The sequence below is a fragment of the Vibrio sp. 2-2(8) genome (genome assembly GCF_963888495.1).
Taxonomy (GTDB): Bacteria; Pseudomonadota; Gammaproteobacteria; order Enterobacterales; family Vibrionaceae; genus Vibrio; species Vibrio anguillarum.
Genome location: NZ_CAWPJM010000011.1, coordinates 239,599 through 255,432, shown reverse-complemented (window position 1 = coordinate 255,432; position 15,834 = coordinate 239,599). Strand labels below are relative to the sequence as shown.

At 45.2% G+C, this 15,834-nt stretch carries 18 protein-coding genes; 16 read left to right on the top strand and 2 right to left on the bottom strand.

Going from position 1 to position 15,834, the window contains the following annotated elements; genetic code table 11:
• The first annotated feature begins 5 nt into the window (after window positions 1-5).
• The 16 genes from AACV12_RS03920 to AACV12_RS03845 all read left to right on the top strand — a co-directional run bounded on the left by AACV12_RS03920 (window position 6) and on the right by AACV12_RS03845 (window position 14,349).
• Window positions 6-2,300 (top strand): chemotaxis protein CheA, encoded by a 2,295-nt coding sequence (locus tag AACV12_RS03920; RefSeq protein ID WP_170899961.1) that lies wholly within the window; start codon window positions 6-8, stop codon window positions 2,298-2,300.
• A gap of 25 nt (window positions 2,301-2,325) precedes the next feature.
• Window positions 2,326-3,441: a protein-glutamate methylesterase/protein-glutamine glutaminase gene (locus AACV12_RS03915; protein ID WP_170899960.1), complete on the top strand. Its 1,116-nt coding sequence runs from the start codon at window positions 2,326-2,328 to the stop codon at window positions 3,439-3,441.
• Window positions 3,442-3,451: 10 nt separating this feature from the next.
• Entirely contained in the window at window positions 3,452-4,228 is a 777-nt protein-coding gene (locus tag AACV12_RS03910) for a ParA family protein (RefSeq protein WP_026027244.1), read from the top strand.
• On the top strand, window positions 4,218-5,207 hold the full coding sequence (locus AACV12_RS03905; protein WP_013856371.1) for a chemotaxis protein CheW: 990 nt from the start codon (window positions 4,218-4,220) through the stop codon (window positions 5,205-5,207). The genes AACV12_RS03910 and AACV12_RS03905 overlap by 11 nt, the downstream gene beginning before the upstream one ends.
• Before the next feature lie 40 nt (window positions 5,208-5,247).
• Window positions 5,248-5,742, top strand: a complete 495-nt coding sequence (locus AACV12_RS03900) for a chemotaxis protein CheW (RefSeq protein ID WP_013856372.1) — start codon at window positions 5,248-5,250, stop codon at window positions 5,740-5,742.
• Complete coding sequence (locus AACV12_RS03895) at window positions 5,742-6,242, top strand: DUF2802 domain-containing protein (protein WP_202598892.1); 501 nt, start codon at window positions 5,742-5,744, stop codon at window positions 6,240-6,242. The genes AACV12_RS03900 and AACV12_RS03895 overlap by 1 nt, the downstream gene beginning before the upstream one ends.
• 211 nt (window positions 6,243-6,453) lie before the next feature.
• Window positions 6,454-7,077, top strand: a complete 624-nt coding sequence (gene ccmA / locus AACV12_RS03890) for a cytochrome c biogenesis heme-transporting ATPase CcmA (protein ID WP_026027245.1) — start codon at window positions 6,454-6,456, stop codon at window positions 7,075-7,077.
• Window positions 7,074-7,742, top strand: a complete 669-nt coding sequence (ccmB, locus tag AACV12_RS03885) for a heme exporter protein CcmB (protein ID WP_013856375.1) — start codon at window positions 7,074-7,076, stop codon at window positions 7,740-7,742. Before ccmA ends, ccmB begins: the two co-directional genes overlap by 4 nt.
• Window positions 7,743-7,853: 111 nt before the next feature.
• Complete coding sequence (locus tag AACV12_RS03880; RefSeq protein ID WP_170899959.1) at window positions 7,854-8,606, top strand: heme ABC transporter permease; 753 nt, start codon at window positions 7,854-7,856, stop codon at window positions 8,604-8,606.
• Between the two features lie 2 nt (window positions 8,607-8,608).
• On the top strand, window positions 8,609-8,815 hold the full coding sequence (ccmD, locus tag AACV12_RS03875) for a heme exporter protein CcmD (protein WP_013856377.1): 207 nt from the start codon (window positions 8,609-8,611) through the stop codon (window positions 8,813-8,815).
• The gene (gene ccmE, locus AACV12_RS03870; protein ID WP_013856378.1) at window positions 8,812-9,297 is read left to right on the top strand and encodes a cytochrome c maturation protein CcmE; all 486 of its coding nucleotides are present in this window, start codon (window positions 8,812-8,814) and stop codon (window positions 9,295-9,297) included. Before ccmD ends, ccmE begins: the two co-directional genes overlap by 4 nt.
• The gene (locus AACV12_RS03865; protein ID WP_017049118.1) at window positions 9,294-11,249 is read left to right on the top strand and encodes a heme lyase CcmF/NrfE family subunit; all 1,956 of its coding nucleotides are present in this window, start codon (window positions 9,294-9,296) and stop codon (window positions 11,247-11,249) included. The genes ccmE and AACV12_RS03865 overlap by 4 nt, the downstream gene beginning before the upstream one ends.
• Window positions 11,250-11,801 (top strand): DsbE family thiol:disulfide interchange protein, encoded by a 552-nt coding sequence (locus AACV12_RS03860; protein ID WP_013856380.1) that lies wholly within the window; start codon window positions 11,250-11,252, stop codon window positions 11,799-11,801.
• Window positions 11,801-12,298 carry a cytochrome c-type biogenesis protein gene (locus AACV12_RS03855; protein ID WP_013856381.1) on the top strand — a complete coding sequence of 166 codons (498 nt, stop codon included), beginning with the start codon at window positions 11,801-11,803 and terminating at the stop codon, window positions 12,296-12,298. Before AACV12_RS03860 ends, AACV12_RS03855 begins: the two co-directional genes overlap by 1 nt.
• Window positions 12,298-13,515, top strand: a complete 1,218-nt coding sequence (gene ccmI / locus AACV12_RS03850) for a c-type cytochrome biogenesis protein CcmI (protein WP_013856382.1) — start codon at window positions 12,298-12,300, stop codon at window positions 13,513-13,515. The genes AACV12_RS03855 and ccmI overlap by 1 nt, the downstream gene beginning before the upstream one ends.
• Before the next feature lie 69 nt (window positions 13,516-13,584).
• Window positions 13,585-14,349 (top strand): MlaA family lipoprotein, encoded by a 765-nt coding sequence (locus tag AACV12_RS03845; protein WP_013856383.1) that lies wholly within the window; start codon window positions 13,585-13,587, stop codon window positions 14,347-14,349.
• Between the two features lie 33 nt (window positions 14,350-14,382).
• Here the strand turns inward: AACV12_RS03845 and AACV12_RS03840 are convergent, their stop codons facing one another.
• The gene (locus AACV12_RS03840; protein ID WP_370685854.1) at window positions 14,383-15,009 is read right to left on the bottom strand and encodes an SDR family oxidoreductase; all 627 of its coding nucleotides are present in this window, start codon (window positions 15,007-15,009) and stop codon (window positions 14,383-14,385) included.
• Window positions 15,010-15,242: 233 nt separating this feature from the next.
• Entirely contained in the window at window positions 15,243-15,746 is a 504-nt protein-coding gene (locus AACV12_RS03835) for a VC2046/SO_2500 family protein (RefSeq protein ID WP_026028396.1), read from the bottom strand.
• Between the last annotated feature and the right edge of the window lie 88 nt (window positions 15,747-15,834).

The following is a 15,834-nucleotide window of genomic DNA, read 5'->3' as shown; positions in this document are numbered from 1 at the left end:
AACGTATGAGCTACGAATTAGACGACGACATTCTTCAGGACTTTTTGGTTGAAGCAGGTGAAATTCTCGAATTGCTCTCAGAGCAATTGGTTGAACTTGAGAACAACCCCGAAGACAGGGAGTTATTAAATGCGATTTTCCGCGGTTTCCATACCGTTAAAGGTGGGGCCGGGTTTCTTGCACTCACCGAGCTGGTTGAGACGTGCCACGGTGCCGAGAACGTATTTGATATCTTACGCAATGGCCAAAGAAGTGTAACATCGAGCTTGATGGATACGATGTTACGAGCTTTAGACACCGTTAACGCACAGTTTCGCGCTGTTCAAGATCAAGAACCCTTAGAGCCTGCAGATCCCGCTCTACTCGATGAACTTCATAAATTGTGTCGTCCTGCTTCTGAAGATGAAATTGACGAAGTGGAGCCTGTTATTGCTGAAGTTGAAGTCGAGGAAGAGGCCGCTATCGAAGCGCCTGAACCGGAAGTCATTCAACCAGTGGCCTCAAAGGCTGTCGCGTCAAATTCTATCGATGAAATCACGCAAGATGAATTTGAAAAACTGTTAGACGAATTACATGGCAAGGGCACCGCGCCTAATGCTCATTCTGAAAATGCCGCACCAGCGACCCCAGCGCCTAAAGCCCCAAGTGCATCAGTGGCTGCTAGTGGTGACATTACGGATGACGAATTTGAAAAGCTGCTTGATGAACTGCACGGCGTAGGCAAAGCTCCAACCGTTGAACCCGCTCCTGAGGTGACAGCGAAACCAACTACTCCGCCTAAATCAACAGCGGCACCTAAAGCTTCTGCTGGTGGTGGCGATGATTTGATGACGGACGAGGAGTTTGAAAAGCTTCTTGACGAACTGCATGGCTCAGGAAAAGGGCCATTGCCAGAAGAGTTGGAAATGGCAACCAGACCTGCTTCTGAAAATGTGAAGCCAGCAGAGCCTGTAAAACCAACAGAGACCGCAAAACCGAAAGCTGAAGCGGCGAAACCTACACCTGCTCCTCAGCCTAAAGTAACGGCTCCAGCCACCTCTTCCCCTGCGAAAGCTCCGGTTGCAGTGGCTGAGAAAAAAGAAGTATCAGCACCTGCTGTGGCTAAAAAAGCGCAAACTCAGCCGGAAACAACAGTCCGTGTTGATACATCAACGCTCGACATCATTATGAACATGATTGGTGAATTGGTGCTAGTGCGTAACCGCTTGCTGAGTTTAGGGCTTAATAGCAACGACGAAGAGATGGCAAAAGCGGTGGCTAACCTTGATGTAGTTACTGCGGATTTGCAAGGCGCTGTTATGAAAACGCGCATGCAACCGATTAAGAAAGTGTTCGGTCGTTTCCCTCGCGTGGTTCGAGACCTTGCACGTACCCTGAAAAAAGACATCGTGCTTGAAATGCGGGGCGAAGAAACAGACCTTGATAAAAACTTGGTTGAAGCGCTTGCAGACCCATTGATCCACTTAGTGCGTAACTCAGTTGACCACGGCATTGAAATGCCTGATGTGCGTAGCAAATCTGGAAAGCCAAGCACGGGTAAAATCATACTCTCAGCTTCGCAAGAAGGTGATCATATTGAGCTAGCTATCGTCGATGATGGCGGCGGTATGGACCCAGATAAGCTGCGTAGTATTGCGGTTAAACGAGGCATGATGGATGAAGATGCGGCGTCGCGTCTCTCCAATAAAGAGTGTTTCAACTTAATCTTTATGGCGGGATTCTCCAGTAAAGAGCAAATTTCAGACATTTCTGGGCGTGGTGTTGGGATGGATGTTGTAAAAACAGCCATCAATACACTCAATGGTTCAATTGACATCGATTCTGAGATGGGCAAAGGGACTAAGATTACGATCAAAGTGCCGCTAACACTCGCTATCTTACCGACATTGATGGTTGGGGTCGCAGGGCATCCATTTGCTCTACCACTTGCGAGCGTGAATGAAATCTTCCACCTTGATCTTAGCCGGACGAACGTCGTTGATGGACAACTGACCATCATAGTACGTAAAAAATCGATACCACTCTTCTACTTACAGAATTGGCTAGCACCTAAAGCAGGTAAAATAGAACTGCGTAAAGGTCATGGACATGTTGTTATTGTTCAGATTGGTAGCCAGCGAGTTGGTTTTGTGGTTGATACCTTAATTGGCCAAGAAGAAGTGGTAATCAAACCACTAGATAAGCTTCTTCAAAAAACACCGGGTATGGCTGGGGCAACGATTACCAGCGATGGACATATTGCACTAATACTAGATGTGCCAGATTTGCTTAAGCAGTATGCTGCTGCTTCCCGCATTTAAATGAGCACACAATATAAGGACACCCATGGCGATTAGAGTATTAGTCGTTGATGATTCGAGCTTTTTTAGACGGCGTGTGAGTGAAATTATTAACTCTGACACCCGTCTAGAAGTGATTGATGTTGCAACTAACGGTAAAGAAGCCGTAGAAAAAGCGAGAATCTTAAAGCCTGATGTCATCACAATGGATATTGAGATGCCAGTTATGGATGGCATTACTGCTGTCCGTGAAATTATGGCTGCGAACCCGATCCCGATCTTGATGTTCTCATCGCTGACTCATGATGGTGCCAAAGCAACGCTAGATGCTTTAGATGCTGGAGCGTTAGATTTCTTACCGAAAAAATTTGAAGATATTGCCCGTAACCGTGATGAGGCTGTCGCTTTATTACAACAACGGGTTATTCAAATCGCGTCCAAAAAAGGGATGCTGAGAAGACCTTTGGTTTCACGCCCAGTGCCGAGCACATCATCGCCGTTTGCCAATAGAACAGCGGCTACAACGGCGAGTTCCCCTGCGCCGAAATCAATGGGCACATTGGCTCGCTTTAAAGCTACAGGTAAAAAATATCAGTTGACTGCTATCGGTACCTCTACAGGGGGCCCGGTTGCGTTACAAAAAATATTGACGAAGTTACCTGCGAATTATCCGCATCCGATCATACTCATTCAACACATGCCTGCCACCTTCACTGCTGCATTTGCAAACCGGCTCAACTCACTGTGTAAAATTGAAGTGAAAGAAGCAGAAGATGGTGATGCATTGCGCCCAGGTGTTGCCTATTTGGCTCCGGGTGGTAAACAGATGATGATTGAGGGCCGTCCGGGTAGTGCTAAATTGCGCATTATCGATGGTGGCGAACGTATGAACTATAAGCCGTGTGTTGATATAACATTCGGTTCTGCGGCGAAGATCTATGCAGATAAAGTGCTATCAATGATATTGACTGGTATGGGAGCCGATGGTCGTGAAGGGGCTCGAATGTTACAAGCCGCAGGGGCAACCATTTGGGCTCAGGATGAAGAAAGTTGCGTGGTGTATGGCATGCCGCAAGCTGTCGCAAAAGCGGGGATCTCGTCTGAAGATTTACCGTTAGAGCGTATATCAGAACGAATGTTAGTTGAAGTTGGCCTCGCATAAAGGAAGTTCAATGATTGTATGGAGTATTGCAAACCAAAAAGGCGGTGTGGGTAAAACAACCACAACGATTACGCTTGCCGGTTTGCTAAGTCAGCAAGGCAAAAGAGTGCTGTTGGTCGATACTGACCCTCACGCCTCGCTTACTACATACTTAGGTTATGATTCTGATGGCGTGCCCGTCAGCCTGTTTGACCTATTTCAGCAACGTGAGTTAACAGAGCAAAGCGTTACCCCTCTTATCCTAAAAACCGATGTTGAAGGCATTGATCTCATCCCTGCCCATATGTCTCTAGCCACTTTAGATAGAGTCATGGGCAACCGCAGTGGAATGGGGCTGATTTTGAAACGTGCGCTTCTTGCATTGCGCCATAATTATGACTACGTATTGATCGACTGTCCTCCAATTTTAGGGGTAATGATGGTTAATGCATTGGCCGCCAGCGATCGTATCTTAATTCCAGTGCAGACTGAGTTTCTGGCTATGAAAGGGCTCGAAAGGATGATTCGCACCTTAGCCATCATGCAAAAATCTCGTAGCCGATCGTTCAAAGTGACTATCGTACCGACTATGTACGACAAGCGAACCCGGGCTTCTTTGCAAACGCTGAATCAACTTAAAAAAGATTACCCAGAGCAAGTTTGGAGCTCTGCTGTACCTATAGACACCAAGTTTCGTGATGCGAGTTTAAAGCGCTTGCCTGCTTCTCATTTTGCTGAAGGTAGCCGTGGTGTTTTTGCTTATAAACAGTTGCTGATTTATTTAGAGAGGCTAGCTATTGATGAGTAGTGGGCCATTTTTATCCAGTGAACAAGCACTCGATGACTACTTTACAGCGTTACTAGATGAAGAAGCGATTGAACTTGAGCTGAAAGCGGAAGAGCAAAAAGAATTGTCCCTTGCTGAACCTGAGTTAGCGCTTTCGACATCGGTGCAATCTGTACCGGAAAAAAGTTATTACCATGCTGAAGTGGTTGAGTTTGAGCTGCCGAATTTAGATGATGTGCAGCGCTTATTAAGCCAGCTAGAATCAAGTAATCCAGTGGCAGAGTTAGAGCTGGAAGAGATCATGGAGCAAAACACCGTTCAGATCGCTTTAAAAACTCAACCAGTGACTGAAATTGTTGAAGAGATCCAAGAATGGGATATTCCCGCCGATACCTTGGAAACAGAACCTGAAGTTGAAATTCTGACTGCGGCAGACACTGTTGAAGAATTTGCTGTTGACGTGGAAGTGGTTGAGCAACCGACGGCTGAAGTCGAACTTGAAACGCAAGCGGGCTACTCTGGAATTGGTACATGGCAAAGCACTGCGAGAACACGAGATTTTCAAGTGCTCTATTTTGAAGTGAATGGCGTGACGTTTGCGGTGCCTCTTGATGAACTTGGGGGGATCCACCGTATGGCAACGCTCAATCATTTAATCGGTCGACCTGCTTGGTACCTTGGACTGCAAACTAATAAAGACAATCAGCTAGATGTTGTCGATACGGCAAAATGGGTAATGGCAGAAAAGCTCCATGATGATAGCTACAAAGAAGGTTATCAATACATCGTCATGCTTGGTGACAGTATGTGGGGGTTAGCAAGTACTCAGCTTATGGGTACAGAATTGCTAAGCTCAGAGAAGGTCCGCTGGCGAGAACAGGCAGGCAAAAGGCCGTGGCTTGCTGGAATGGTAAAAGAAAAAATGTGTGCTTTGATCCATGTTGAAGCATTGATAGCTATGCTTAATGCAGGGCTTGATGTAAAAGCACTAGAGAAATAATAATACATTGATGTCGGAATCGACTTAGAGAGGAAAAGGTATGTCTCAGACTAACGAAGTAGAAGTAAGAAAAGACAAGTCTAACGACGAAGTGCTTCAGTGGGTGACGTTCCAACTAGAAGAAGAAACATACGGAATTAATGTAATGCAGGTACGTGAAGTACTCCGCTATACAGAAATTGCACCGGTACCAGGTGCTCCTGATTATGTTCTTGGCATCATTAACCTACGTGGTAATGTTGTGACCGTCATTGATACACGATCTCGTTTTGGCTTAATGCAAGGTGAAATCACGGATAATACACGCATTATTGTGATTGAATCTGAGCGCCAAGTGATTGGTATTTTAGTCGATAGTGTTGCGGAAGTAGTTTACCTACGTTCTTCTGAAATCGATACTACACCAAGTGTTGGTACTGATGAGAGTGCTAAGTTTATCCAAGGCGTGAGCAACCGTGACGGTAAGCTATTGATCCTTGTTGACCTGAATAAACTGCTAACTGAAGACGAGTGGGACGAGATGGTCCACCTATAATGAGCGAAGCTATGTTGTTCAGTGCTCCTGTTATTCTTATAGGGAGCGCGGTTTTTGTTGTTGTATTTTTGTTGCTGGTGTTACTTCGTGTACGTCAGGGACTTGCCCAACAGATTGATCACCAAAGACAACAAGCCCGATCGTTAGATAAGGAGTTGCAAAAGGCGAATAGACAGCTGTTGGAAATACGCTCAGTTGCTATTGGTCTTGGCCAAAAAGTGACGGATCAGCAGGATCTCATCCAGCATTTAAACGAGCGAATTACTGAATTGGAACATGTTGATACGGATGGGCGTTTATACAGCCGAGCGACAAAAATGGTCCAACTCGGTGCTGACATCAATGAGCTTATTAAAGAGTGTGAGCTACCTAAAGCTGAAGCTGAGTTGATGATGTCCTTGCAGAAGAAAATTGCAGGGCATGAAAGCATCCCGCCACTGAGTAGTCACCCGGAAGGTCGCGAGCCGGTGCAAAGTACGAGGCGACCTGCAAAAAAATAGTCGAAAGAGCGAAACTAGAGAGGGAAGCCAATGGCTTCCCTCTCTAGTTTTGAATGTGGTTAAATGTAGCCATAAAGTAGTAAATGAGACAGAAAATAATTAAAAATTAACAGTTTCTTACCTAGTTTCGTGACTGGTAATAGTCTTATTATGTTTTGTCTTAGGTGTGGTGTGCTAATATAGCGGCTCAAATTTCTCGATTTAGATGCACATGCTTGAAGTAAATAACCTGACCGCAATTCGTGATGAAAGAGTTCTGTTTGAAGCACTTAGCTTTGTGATTCATGCTGGCGAATTGGTGCAGATTGAAGGACGGAACGGCACAGGTAAAACGACCTTACTACGAATTATTACCGGGTTAGGTGATAGAGAGGATGGTTCTATTTTGTGGAATGGCATGAATATTGAGTCTAATCGTGATGATTACCACCAAGATTTACTGTTTCTTGGTCATCAAACTGGGGTTAAGCGCGATTTGACGGCATTCGAGAATCTTCATTTTTATCAATCAGTGCATAATGCAGAATCGTCTTCTCAAGAGATATATCAAGCCTTGGCTAAAGTGGGTTTAGCTGGCCGAGAAGACGTGGCTGCAGGCCAGCTTTCTGCCGGACAACAGCGCCGAGTTGCGCTGGCTCGTTTGTGGCTCAGTCAACAAAAGTTGTGGATTTTAGATGAACCGTTAACTGCGATTGATAAGCAAGGTGTCAAAGTGTTGGAAGCCTTATTTCTAGCGCATGCGCAACAAGGTGGCATTGTTGTATTGACCACACACCAAGATATGTTTGCTAACTATCCGCAATTGCGAAAAATTAAATTGGGGCATGAGTCATGATCGTGACCATGGGGATGATCATCCGTCGTGAATTATTGATCGCCTTTCGACGTCAAGCCGATATTTTTAATCCACTGTGGTTTTTTATCATAGTGATCACCCTATTCCCGCTGAGTATCGGCCCAGAGCCTGCTTTGCTCGCCCGTATCGCTGCAGGTATTGTTTGGGTTGCGGCGTTACTGTCGGCGCTACTATCACTTGAGCGTCTGTTTCGCGATGATTTTCAAGACGGGTCGCTTGAACAAATGATGCTGATCCCAGTGCCATTACCCATAGTCGTTATTTCAAAAGTCGTGGCTCATTGGTTATTGACTGGACTGCCTTTAATTTTAATTAGCCCATTGTTAGCCGTATTATTGTCATTAGATTTTAATACGTGGCTTGCGGTTGTATTGACTTTGTTCATTGGCACGCCAACGTTGAGTTTTATCGGTGCTATTGGTGTTGCATTGACCGTAGGCTTGCAAAAAGGTGGCGTGTTGCTGAGCCTACTGGTCTTACCCTTGTATATCCCGATTTTAATCTTCGCTACATCAGCTATTGATGCAGCATCGCTTGGCATGCTCTACAACGGTCAATTGGCTGTTTTGGGGGCAATGTTTATGGGCGCGATAACATTAACTCCATTTGCTATTAGCGCAGCATTGAGAGTCAGCGTTAACTAAATTAAGTACGAACGATATTTTCAGCAATGCATTTGAGCGTTGCGTATCAACAACACAATAAACTGAGCAGACACATGCTCAGAAGCAATGAAGTAAGAGTGAGACAATACAATGTGGAAATGGCTCCATCCCTATGCAAAGCCTGAATCCGCCTATCGGCTATGTGGAAAGTTCCTGCCTTGGTTTGCAGGGCTCGCTATCTTATGCCTGGTAGTCGGTAATATCCTTGGTTTAGCTTATGCTCCGGCAGACTATCAACAAGGCGACAGCTTCAGAATCATTTACATTCATGTCCCTTCCGCCATTTGGTCAATGGGCATTTATATGTCGATGGCGATTGCGGCTTTCATTGGTCTAGTTTGGCAATTAAAACTGTCAGACATGGCCGCTGCTGCAATGGCGCCCATCGGTGCGGTATTTACGTTTATTGCGTTAATTACTGGAGCCATTTGGGGTAAACCGATGTGGGGAACTTGGTGGGTATGGGATGCTCGTCTGACGTCTGAGCTCATTTTACTGTTTCTCTATTTGGGAGTGATTGCGCTTTACCACGCTTTCGATGATCAAAAAACAGCCGCAAAAGCCGCAGGTCTGCTGGCCATCGTTGGTGTGATCAATCTACCTATCATTCATTTCTCCGTTGAGTGGTGGAATACCCTGCATCAAGGTGCCACGATTACTAAATTTGAAAAGCCTTCCATATCCAGTGACATGTTGTGGCCACTGCTGCTCAATATTTTTGGTTTTGCTTTCTTTTTTGCTGCGGTCACTATGGTCCGCTTACGCAATGAAATTATCAGTAAAGAGAGCCATCGCCCTTGGGTTATCAAATTGGCAACCCTTCAAACACAGAAAGGTAACTGATCATGCATTTTGACTCTTTGAGTGATTTCTTGGCGATGGGCGGTTACTCCGCCTATGTATGGAGTGCATTTGGCATTACCTTTTTATCCATGTTTATTTTACTGATGCTCAGCATCAAGCGTGGCAAAACCTTGTTGCAAGATGTGCAAGCAAAGGTTGAACGCCAAGCCAGAATTGATGCTGCAAAGCATATGGAGAACACCTTATGACCCCAAGACGTAAAAAAAGACTCACCATTATTTTGGCATTGATTATTGGGGCTGGTGCCACCATTGGTTTGATGTTGTATGCACTCAATCAAAATATGGACCTTTTCTATACGCCGACCGAGCTTGTACACGGTAAACCCGATGGGACAAAGCCAGAAGTGGGTCAACGGCTACGCATTGGCGGCATGGTGGTGGTGGGCTCTGTGAAAAGAGATCCGGGTTCACTAAAAGTAAGATTTCAGCTCCACGATGTTGGTCCAAATGTGACGGTCGAATATGAAGGCATCTTACCCGACTTGTTTAGAGAAGGTCAGGGTATTGTTGCGCAAGGCGTATTGAAAGATGCCACTACAGTAGAAGCGTTTGAAGTGCTAGCCAAGCATGATGAAAACTATATGCCACCGGAAATTGCTGAAGCAATGAAGAAAACGCATGAGCCGTTAACCTATAGCTCGGAACAAAAACAAGGAAGTGCTCAATGATTGTTGAAATAGGACATTTTGCCCTTATTGTTTCACTTGGGCTTGCCATATTACTCAGCTTACTTCCACTTGTTGGTGCTTCTAAAAACAATACCATGCTGATGAATACTGCGCGGCCATTAGCATGGGGAATGTTTTCATTGCTATTGGTCTCATTTAGCATTTTGTTGTGGGCATTTTATGTCAATGACTTCACGGTACAATACGTGGCGAGTAATTCGAATAGTCAATTACCCTGGTATTACCGTCTAACAGCGGTGTGGGGGGCGCATGAAGGTTCATTATTGCTGTGGGTTTTAATTCAAGCGGGATGGACTGTGGCGGTGGCTACCTTTAGCCGTGGTATGCCTCAAGAATCTGTGGCGCGAGTCTTATCCGTTATGGGGCTGATCAGCGTTGGATTCTTGCTGTTTGTCATCGTGACTTCGAATCCATTTTTACGCACCTTACCCTATTTCCCAATTGATGGTCGTGACTTAAACCCGCTGCTACAAGATCCTGGGCTAATCATTCACCCACCCATGTTATACATGGGATATGTCGGTTTTTCAGTCGCATTCTCATTTGCAATAGCCTCTTTGATGACCGGGCGTTTGGATACTGCATGGGCCCGTTGGTCTCGTCCTTGGACAACTGCGGCGTGGTTATTTTTGACATTAGGCATCGCGCTAGGTTCGTGGTGGGCTTACTACGAACTTGGCTGGGGTGGCTGGTGGTTCTGGGATCCAGTAGAAAACGCGTCGTTTATGCCATGGCTTGCGGGAACGGCATTGATGCACTCACTTGCTGTGACAGAAAAACGTGGCACATTCAAAGCTTGGACAGTGTTACTGGCAATTTCAGCATTTTCGCTCAGTTTACTGGGCACATTCTTAGTGCGATCTGGTATTTTGGTTTCGGTACACGCATTTGCATCCGATCCCGCTCGTGGCCTGTTTATCCTTGGGTTTTTGGTGTTTGTCATCGGTGGCTCACTGCTATTGTTTGCCGTTAAAGGTGCGGCAGTGCGCGTCCGTGGCAATGCTGAATTGATCTCGCGTGAAAATGCGCTGCTCTCCAACAACATCTTATTAATCGCGGCATTGGTGGTGGTGTTGGTTGGCACCTTGTTACCTTTAATCCACAAGCAGATTGGCCTTGGTTCCGTATCAATAGGAGCGCCTTTCTTCAACATGCTGTTTGCATGGCTAATGGTGCCATTTGCATTTTTGCTGGGGATCGGTCCACTGATCCGTTGGAAGCGCGATAATTTTTCCAAGCTTTTGAAACCGATGTTGATTTGTGGCCTGATGGCGTTGATTCTTTCGGCGGTTATGGTGTACCTGCTAGCTGAACGCTTTAGCTTGATGGCATTTATCGGCTGGGTCATGGCGTTTTGGATCATCTTGCTACACGTTGTCGAGTTGCACCAACGTGCGACACATCGTCATAGCTTCATGATAGGGGTGACTAAACTACAACGTAGCCACTGGGCCATGATGTTAGGCCATGTTGGTCTTGCCGTTACTGTGATTGGTATTGCGATGGTGCAAAACTACAGTATCGAGCGTGATGTTCGTCTAGCACCTGGGGAATCTTTTGAAATCCAACAATATAACTTTTATTTCAAAGGGTTAAGAGATAAAGATGGCCCGAACTATGATGGTTATATTGCCGATTTTGAAATTACGCAGGATGGGCAATACGTGAATACACTCCATGCGGAAAAACGCTTTTATCGTACTGCCAAGTCAATGATGACTGAAGCGGCCATCGATCGTGGCATCACTCGCGATTTGTACATTGCAATGGGTGAGCGATTAGAAGATGGTCATTCATGGGCGATCCGAATTTATTACAAACCATTTGTACGTTGGATCTGGGCTGGTGCTTTATTGATGTCATTAGGTGGTGCGCTAGCTATCAGTGACAAACGCTACCGCTTTAGAAAAAGCTCCCAACAGGAGGCGTAGATGAACAAGAAAATTCTATTTATTCCATTGGTGGCTTTTCTTGGTCTAGTTGCCGTGTTTGTTACTCAGTTGGTCAAAAATACCGAAGGTGATGATCCCACAAAATTGGAGTCGGTTCTGATTGGTAAGTCTGTGCCTGAATTTCGTTTGGAAGATTTAGCCGAACCCGGCAAGCTGTATGACCAAGCGATATTTAAAGGCGAGCCTTTGCTGCTGAACGTCTGGGCAACTTGGTGCCCGACCTGCTATGCCGAACATCAATATCTCAATCGGTTGGCGGGTGATGGTGTAAAAATTATAGGCTTAAATTATAAAGATCAAAGAGATAAAGCGGTTCAATGGTTAAATGAGCTAGGTAATCCTTACTTGATCAGCCTGTTCGATGGTAATGGTATGTTAGGGTTAGATCTCGGCGTTTACGGTGCGCCGGAAACCTTTCTCATTGATGCCAACGGCGTTATTCGTTACCGCCATGTGGGGGATGTTAATCCAACCAATTGGCAAACAACTTTGCAACCTATGTATCAGAAACTTCTAGAGGAAGCGAAGTAATGAAGCGTTTTATATTATCGATCATTGCTAGCTTTGCTTTGGTATTTTCTGTGCAATCTGCAATTGAAGTGTACGAGTTTGATAATCCACAGCAAGAGCAGCAATTCAAAGAGTTGAGCAATACATTGCGTTGTCCAAAGTGTCAAAACAATACTATTGCCGACTCAAATGCGGCATTAGCACAGGACTTACGTAATAAAGTCTATGAAATGACCAAGCAAGGTAAGTCTGAACAAGACATTGTTGACTACATGATTGCACGTTACGGCAACTTTGTGACCTATAACCCACCGTTGACTTTGGCGACTTCCATCTTATGGCTAGGTCCTTTGAGTGTGGTGTTCCTGGGTTTTGGTTTTATTGTATTACGCAGCAAACGTCGTAAAGCATCAACCGCTCAAAGTGGTGAAGTTTGGGATGCCGAAAAGGAAGAGCGATTAAATCAGTTGCTCGCCGAAGACGCGGTTGATGATGAGAAGCATGGAGACAAACAATAATGACGTTTTTTTGGTTATCTACCCTCATTCTGACCTTCTTTGGTTGTGTCTTCATTGCACTGCCGATCCTCAAAAACAGAGCGAACAACGATGCAGCGCTGCGTGACGAATTGAACAAAGCGATCTTTAAAAACCGCCTTGCAGAGTTACACGAAGAGACGCAAGAAGGGTTGGTTGACAGCGAACAAGAGCTGATTGCTGATCTGAAACAGTCGCTATTGGATGATATTCCTGCGCAATCGGTGCAAGGAAATTCTTCACATGTGTCACCGATGGTTGTTTTGATCCCCTCGATTTTATTGGTCGTCATCTTAAGCTATGGCTTTTACCTAAAATTTGGCGCGGCTAGTCAAGTAGAGCAGTGGCAGCAAGTGAACGCTAACTTACCTGCACTCTCAAAAAAAATGATGTCACCAGAAGGTGCTGCCTTAAGTGATGATGAGATGAATGATCTCACACTGGCGCTGCGCACTCGTCTGCATTATCAGCCTCAAGATGCGACCGGGTGGTTGCTGCTTGGACGTATTGGACTTGCTAACAGAGATATAGAAACATCGATTGGCTCAATGAAAAAAGCGTATGCGTTAGATCCAAAAGATGCAGATGTGAAGTTGGGCTATGCGCAAGCATTAATGTTGTCACAAGATGAGCTTGACCAAAATCAAGCACGTGAAATTTTAACGGCATTAGTACAACAAGATTATGTTGATCTACGCGTGTTTTCACTACTTGCGTTTGATGCGTTTGAACGCCAGGATTACCCAGCGGCGATGAAGTATTGGCGATTAATGCAGCAGATGATTGGCCCTGAAGATAGCCGTTATGAGATGCTTTCGCGCAGTATTGAAAGAGCACAAAGCAAAATGCAGCCTAAAGCTATCGATGGGAAAATGGTTCCTGTCACCATCTCACTCGGTGATGGTGTGACTCTTGAACAAAATGCAGTACTCATAGTCTCTGTGCACAGTTCTGATGGTGCACCTATGCCTGTTGCCGCAGCGCGTTATCCACTGACTCAATTCCCTATTAAGGTTGTGTTAGATGATAGCAATAGCATGGTTCAAGGGCGGAAGTTATCCGACCTTGCACAGCTTATTGTTCGAGTACGCTTGGATACGGATGGCAATGTTTCAACCAAACAAGGTGATTGGTTTGGTGAAAGTGCTCCCATGAGCCTCGGTCAACCTGTTGAAGTTGTGATCAATAAGCAGTATTAATAGCACTTATATACAATTAACGTATTGATAGGCCGATGTCTCATCGGCCTTTATACATGGAAATAAATAATGATAAGCCGCCTATCCCGACTGATATGCCCTATGCTGTTCCTTTTCGTATTAGCAGGGTGTGCAAGCGCTCCGGATTCAACGTCAGCCGAATCAAATCAAACGCAGTCGGGCGATCCTTTTGAGGTTTTTAACCGATCAATGTGGACAATCAACTACGATTATATCGATCCATACTTGGTTCGCCCTGTTGCGATTGCCTACGTGGATTACATTCCACACCCAATTAGAAAAACGATCGCCAATGTTCTGTCAAACCTTGATGAACCTTCAAGCATTATCAACAACATATTGATGGGTAATGGCACGAAAGCCGTTGACCACTTTAACCGCTTTTGGATTAATAGCACCTTAGGCCTGTTTGGGATGATTGATATTGCGTCAGAAGCGGGCATCACCAAACACAATGAAAAAGCGTTTAGTGATGCGGTAGGTCATTATGGTGTTGGTAATGGTCCATATTTAATGATTCCTGGATACGGGCCCTACACGATTCGAGAAACCACAGATGTTGTGGATGGCTTGTATGTACCACTTTCTTATCTCAATGTCTGGGCTGGCCTAGGCAAATGGGCTCTGGAAGGATTGGAGACCCGAGCAAGGCTCGTTCCTCAAGAAGTGACGTTGGAAAACTCCCCAGATCCATATTCATTAACTCGCGATGTTTATTTACAACGCCAAGATTTTAAAGCAGAAATTGATACCCAAACGTATGATGAATCGGAAGAAGAGTATCTTGACGATTATCTGGAAGAAGGGTTTTAATCATACCCATGTAGGTCGGCCTTGTACTGCTAGCTAGGCCGACATCACACGTCCGCTAAAGTATTCGTTAGCGACGATGTATTCCGTATTGCGGATCAATTCATCTTGCAGCTCAGCCCAATGGGGCTTCTCATCTACATCACCTTTTGCGCTAGGCACTACGCCTCCGACCCTTATGTTGAAAGGGGTTAGTTCTTTTGCCCAACTCTGCGTGAAACCAGAAACCATAGAATTCGCATTTTCAATTCCCGCTAGGTCATACTCATCATTTTGAGAAATGACGTTCACAATCACACCTGGTTTGTTGTTAATACGCATTCGCTCAGCACTTGCTTGACCAAAAGTGAATAAAGTTGAGGCCATCATGGCGAGCTTCTGAAGAAAGACTTCAGCTCGTTGTTCACCTATCAAGGGTGGGAGGGATGCGTTTGGCCAATTATTGACCAGTACATCCGGTGCCCCATGATAGGTTTGATCAATAAAATCGAACAGCCGATGGATCGTTTCTAAAGAGTAATCTGGTGTGTGGTAATAATGAACATCCTGAGAGATCGCTTTGCAACGAGCAAAGGTTTCCATTAATCCAAATTTGTCTTGGTCACACAAAATAATTTTTGCACCTAAATGTGCGAAATGAACGGCCAGCGTGCTACCAAGCATCGAACTTGCTGAAGTGATTAATATTATTGCACTTTTTATATCCATTGGGTGCCTCACCCTATTGTTTGTTTTATTGTTGTAGCGGGATTTAGTCTCAATAGGATGGTTGATTAACTGTGGGTAGGGTGTGAATAACATCAAATTACTCAGCCTAAGCGAGCGTGGTATGTGTTTTTTTTGGTCATACTCACATTCTGATCTAGAGAATGTCGTTTTGTGTTACATACAAGACATCAAACTTGGGTGCGGATCTGATCTCGCCGGTGGGCAACGGTGAGTTGAACCGACAGATCGGCAACTAAGAGCTCAACGTTTGAGGGGGAGGCAAGATGCCTTCGCTCATGTCCTGACAGATTAAGATATACCTCTTCGGGTAAATCATGCGTATCTTCAGGCAAATAGGCGAGTACTTCAGGAGTCAAGTAGTGGCTGAGTTTCGCACTGGCGAGCCCTCCGTGATGGAAAAGCTCGGCCTGTTTTGCTGAAACAGCGTAAGAGCTTTGGTCGGAACGCAGTGCTTGAGGCTCCGTAAGCTCAAATCGCTTACGTAACAATTCATCACTAGTGGGTGGGTTTTCAATACGTTCAACAGGAGTGTTGTCGCGTACATCGTTAGAAAACATCGACAGTATGAGTGCAAAGTCCGCACGGCGTCCTTGCTGGACAGCATGGCTTAGCCCCGAGCCAAATTGAAGCTCGTTTATAATACTGGCTTTATCTAATGTATGTACTTGCATTTGCCTCTCCAACCGATGCACTTTTAGCGGCGAGAAAGCAGATAACTTTAGATAAAATAACAAAAAAGCCTGCGATAAAGCAGGCTTT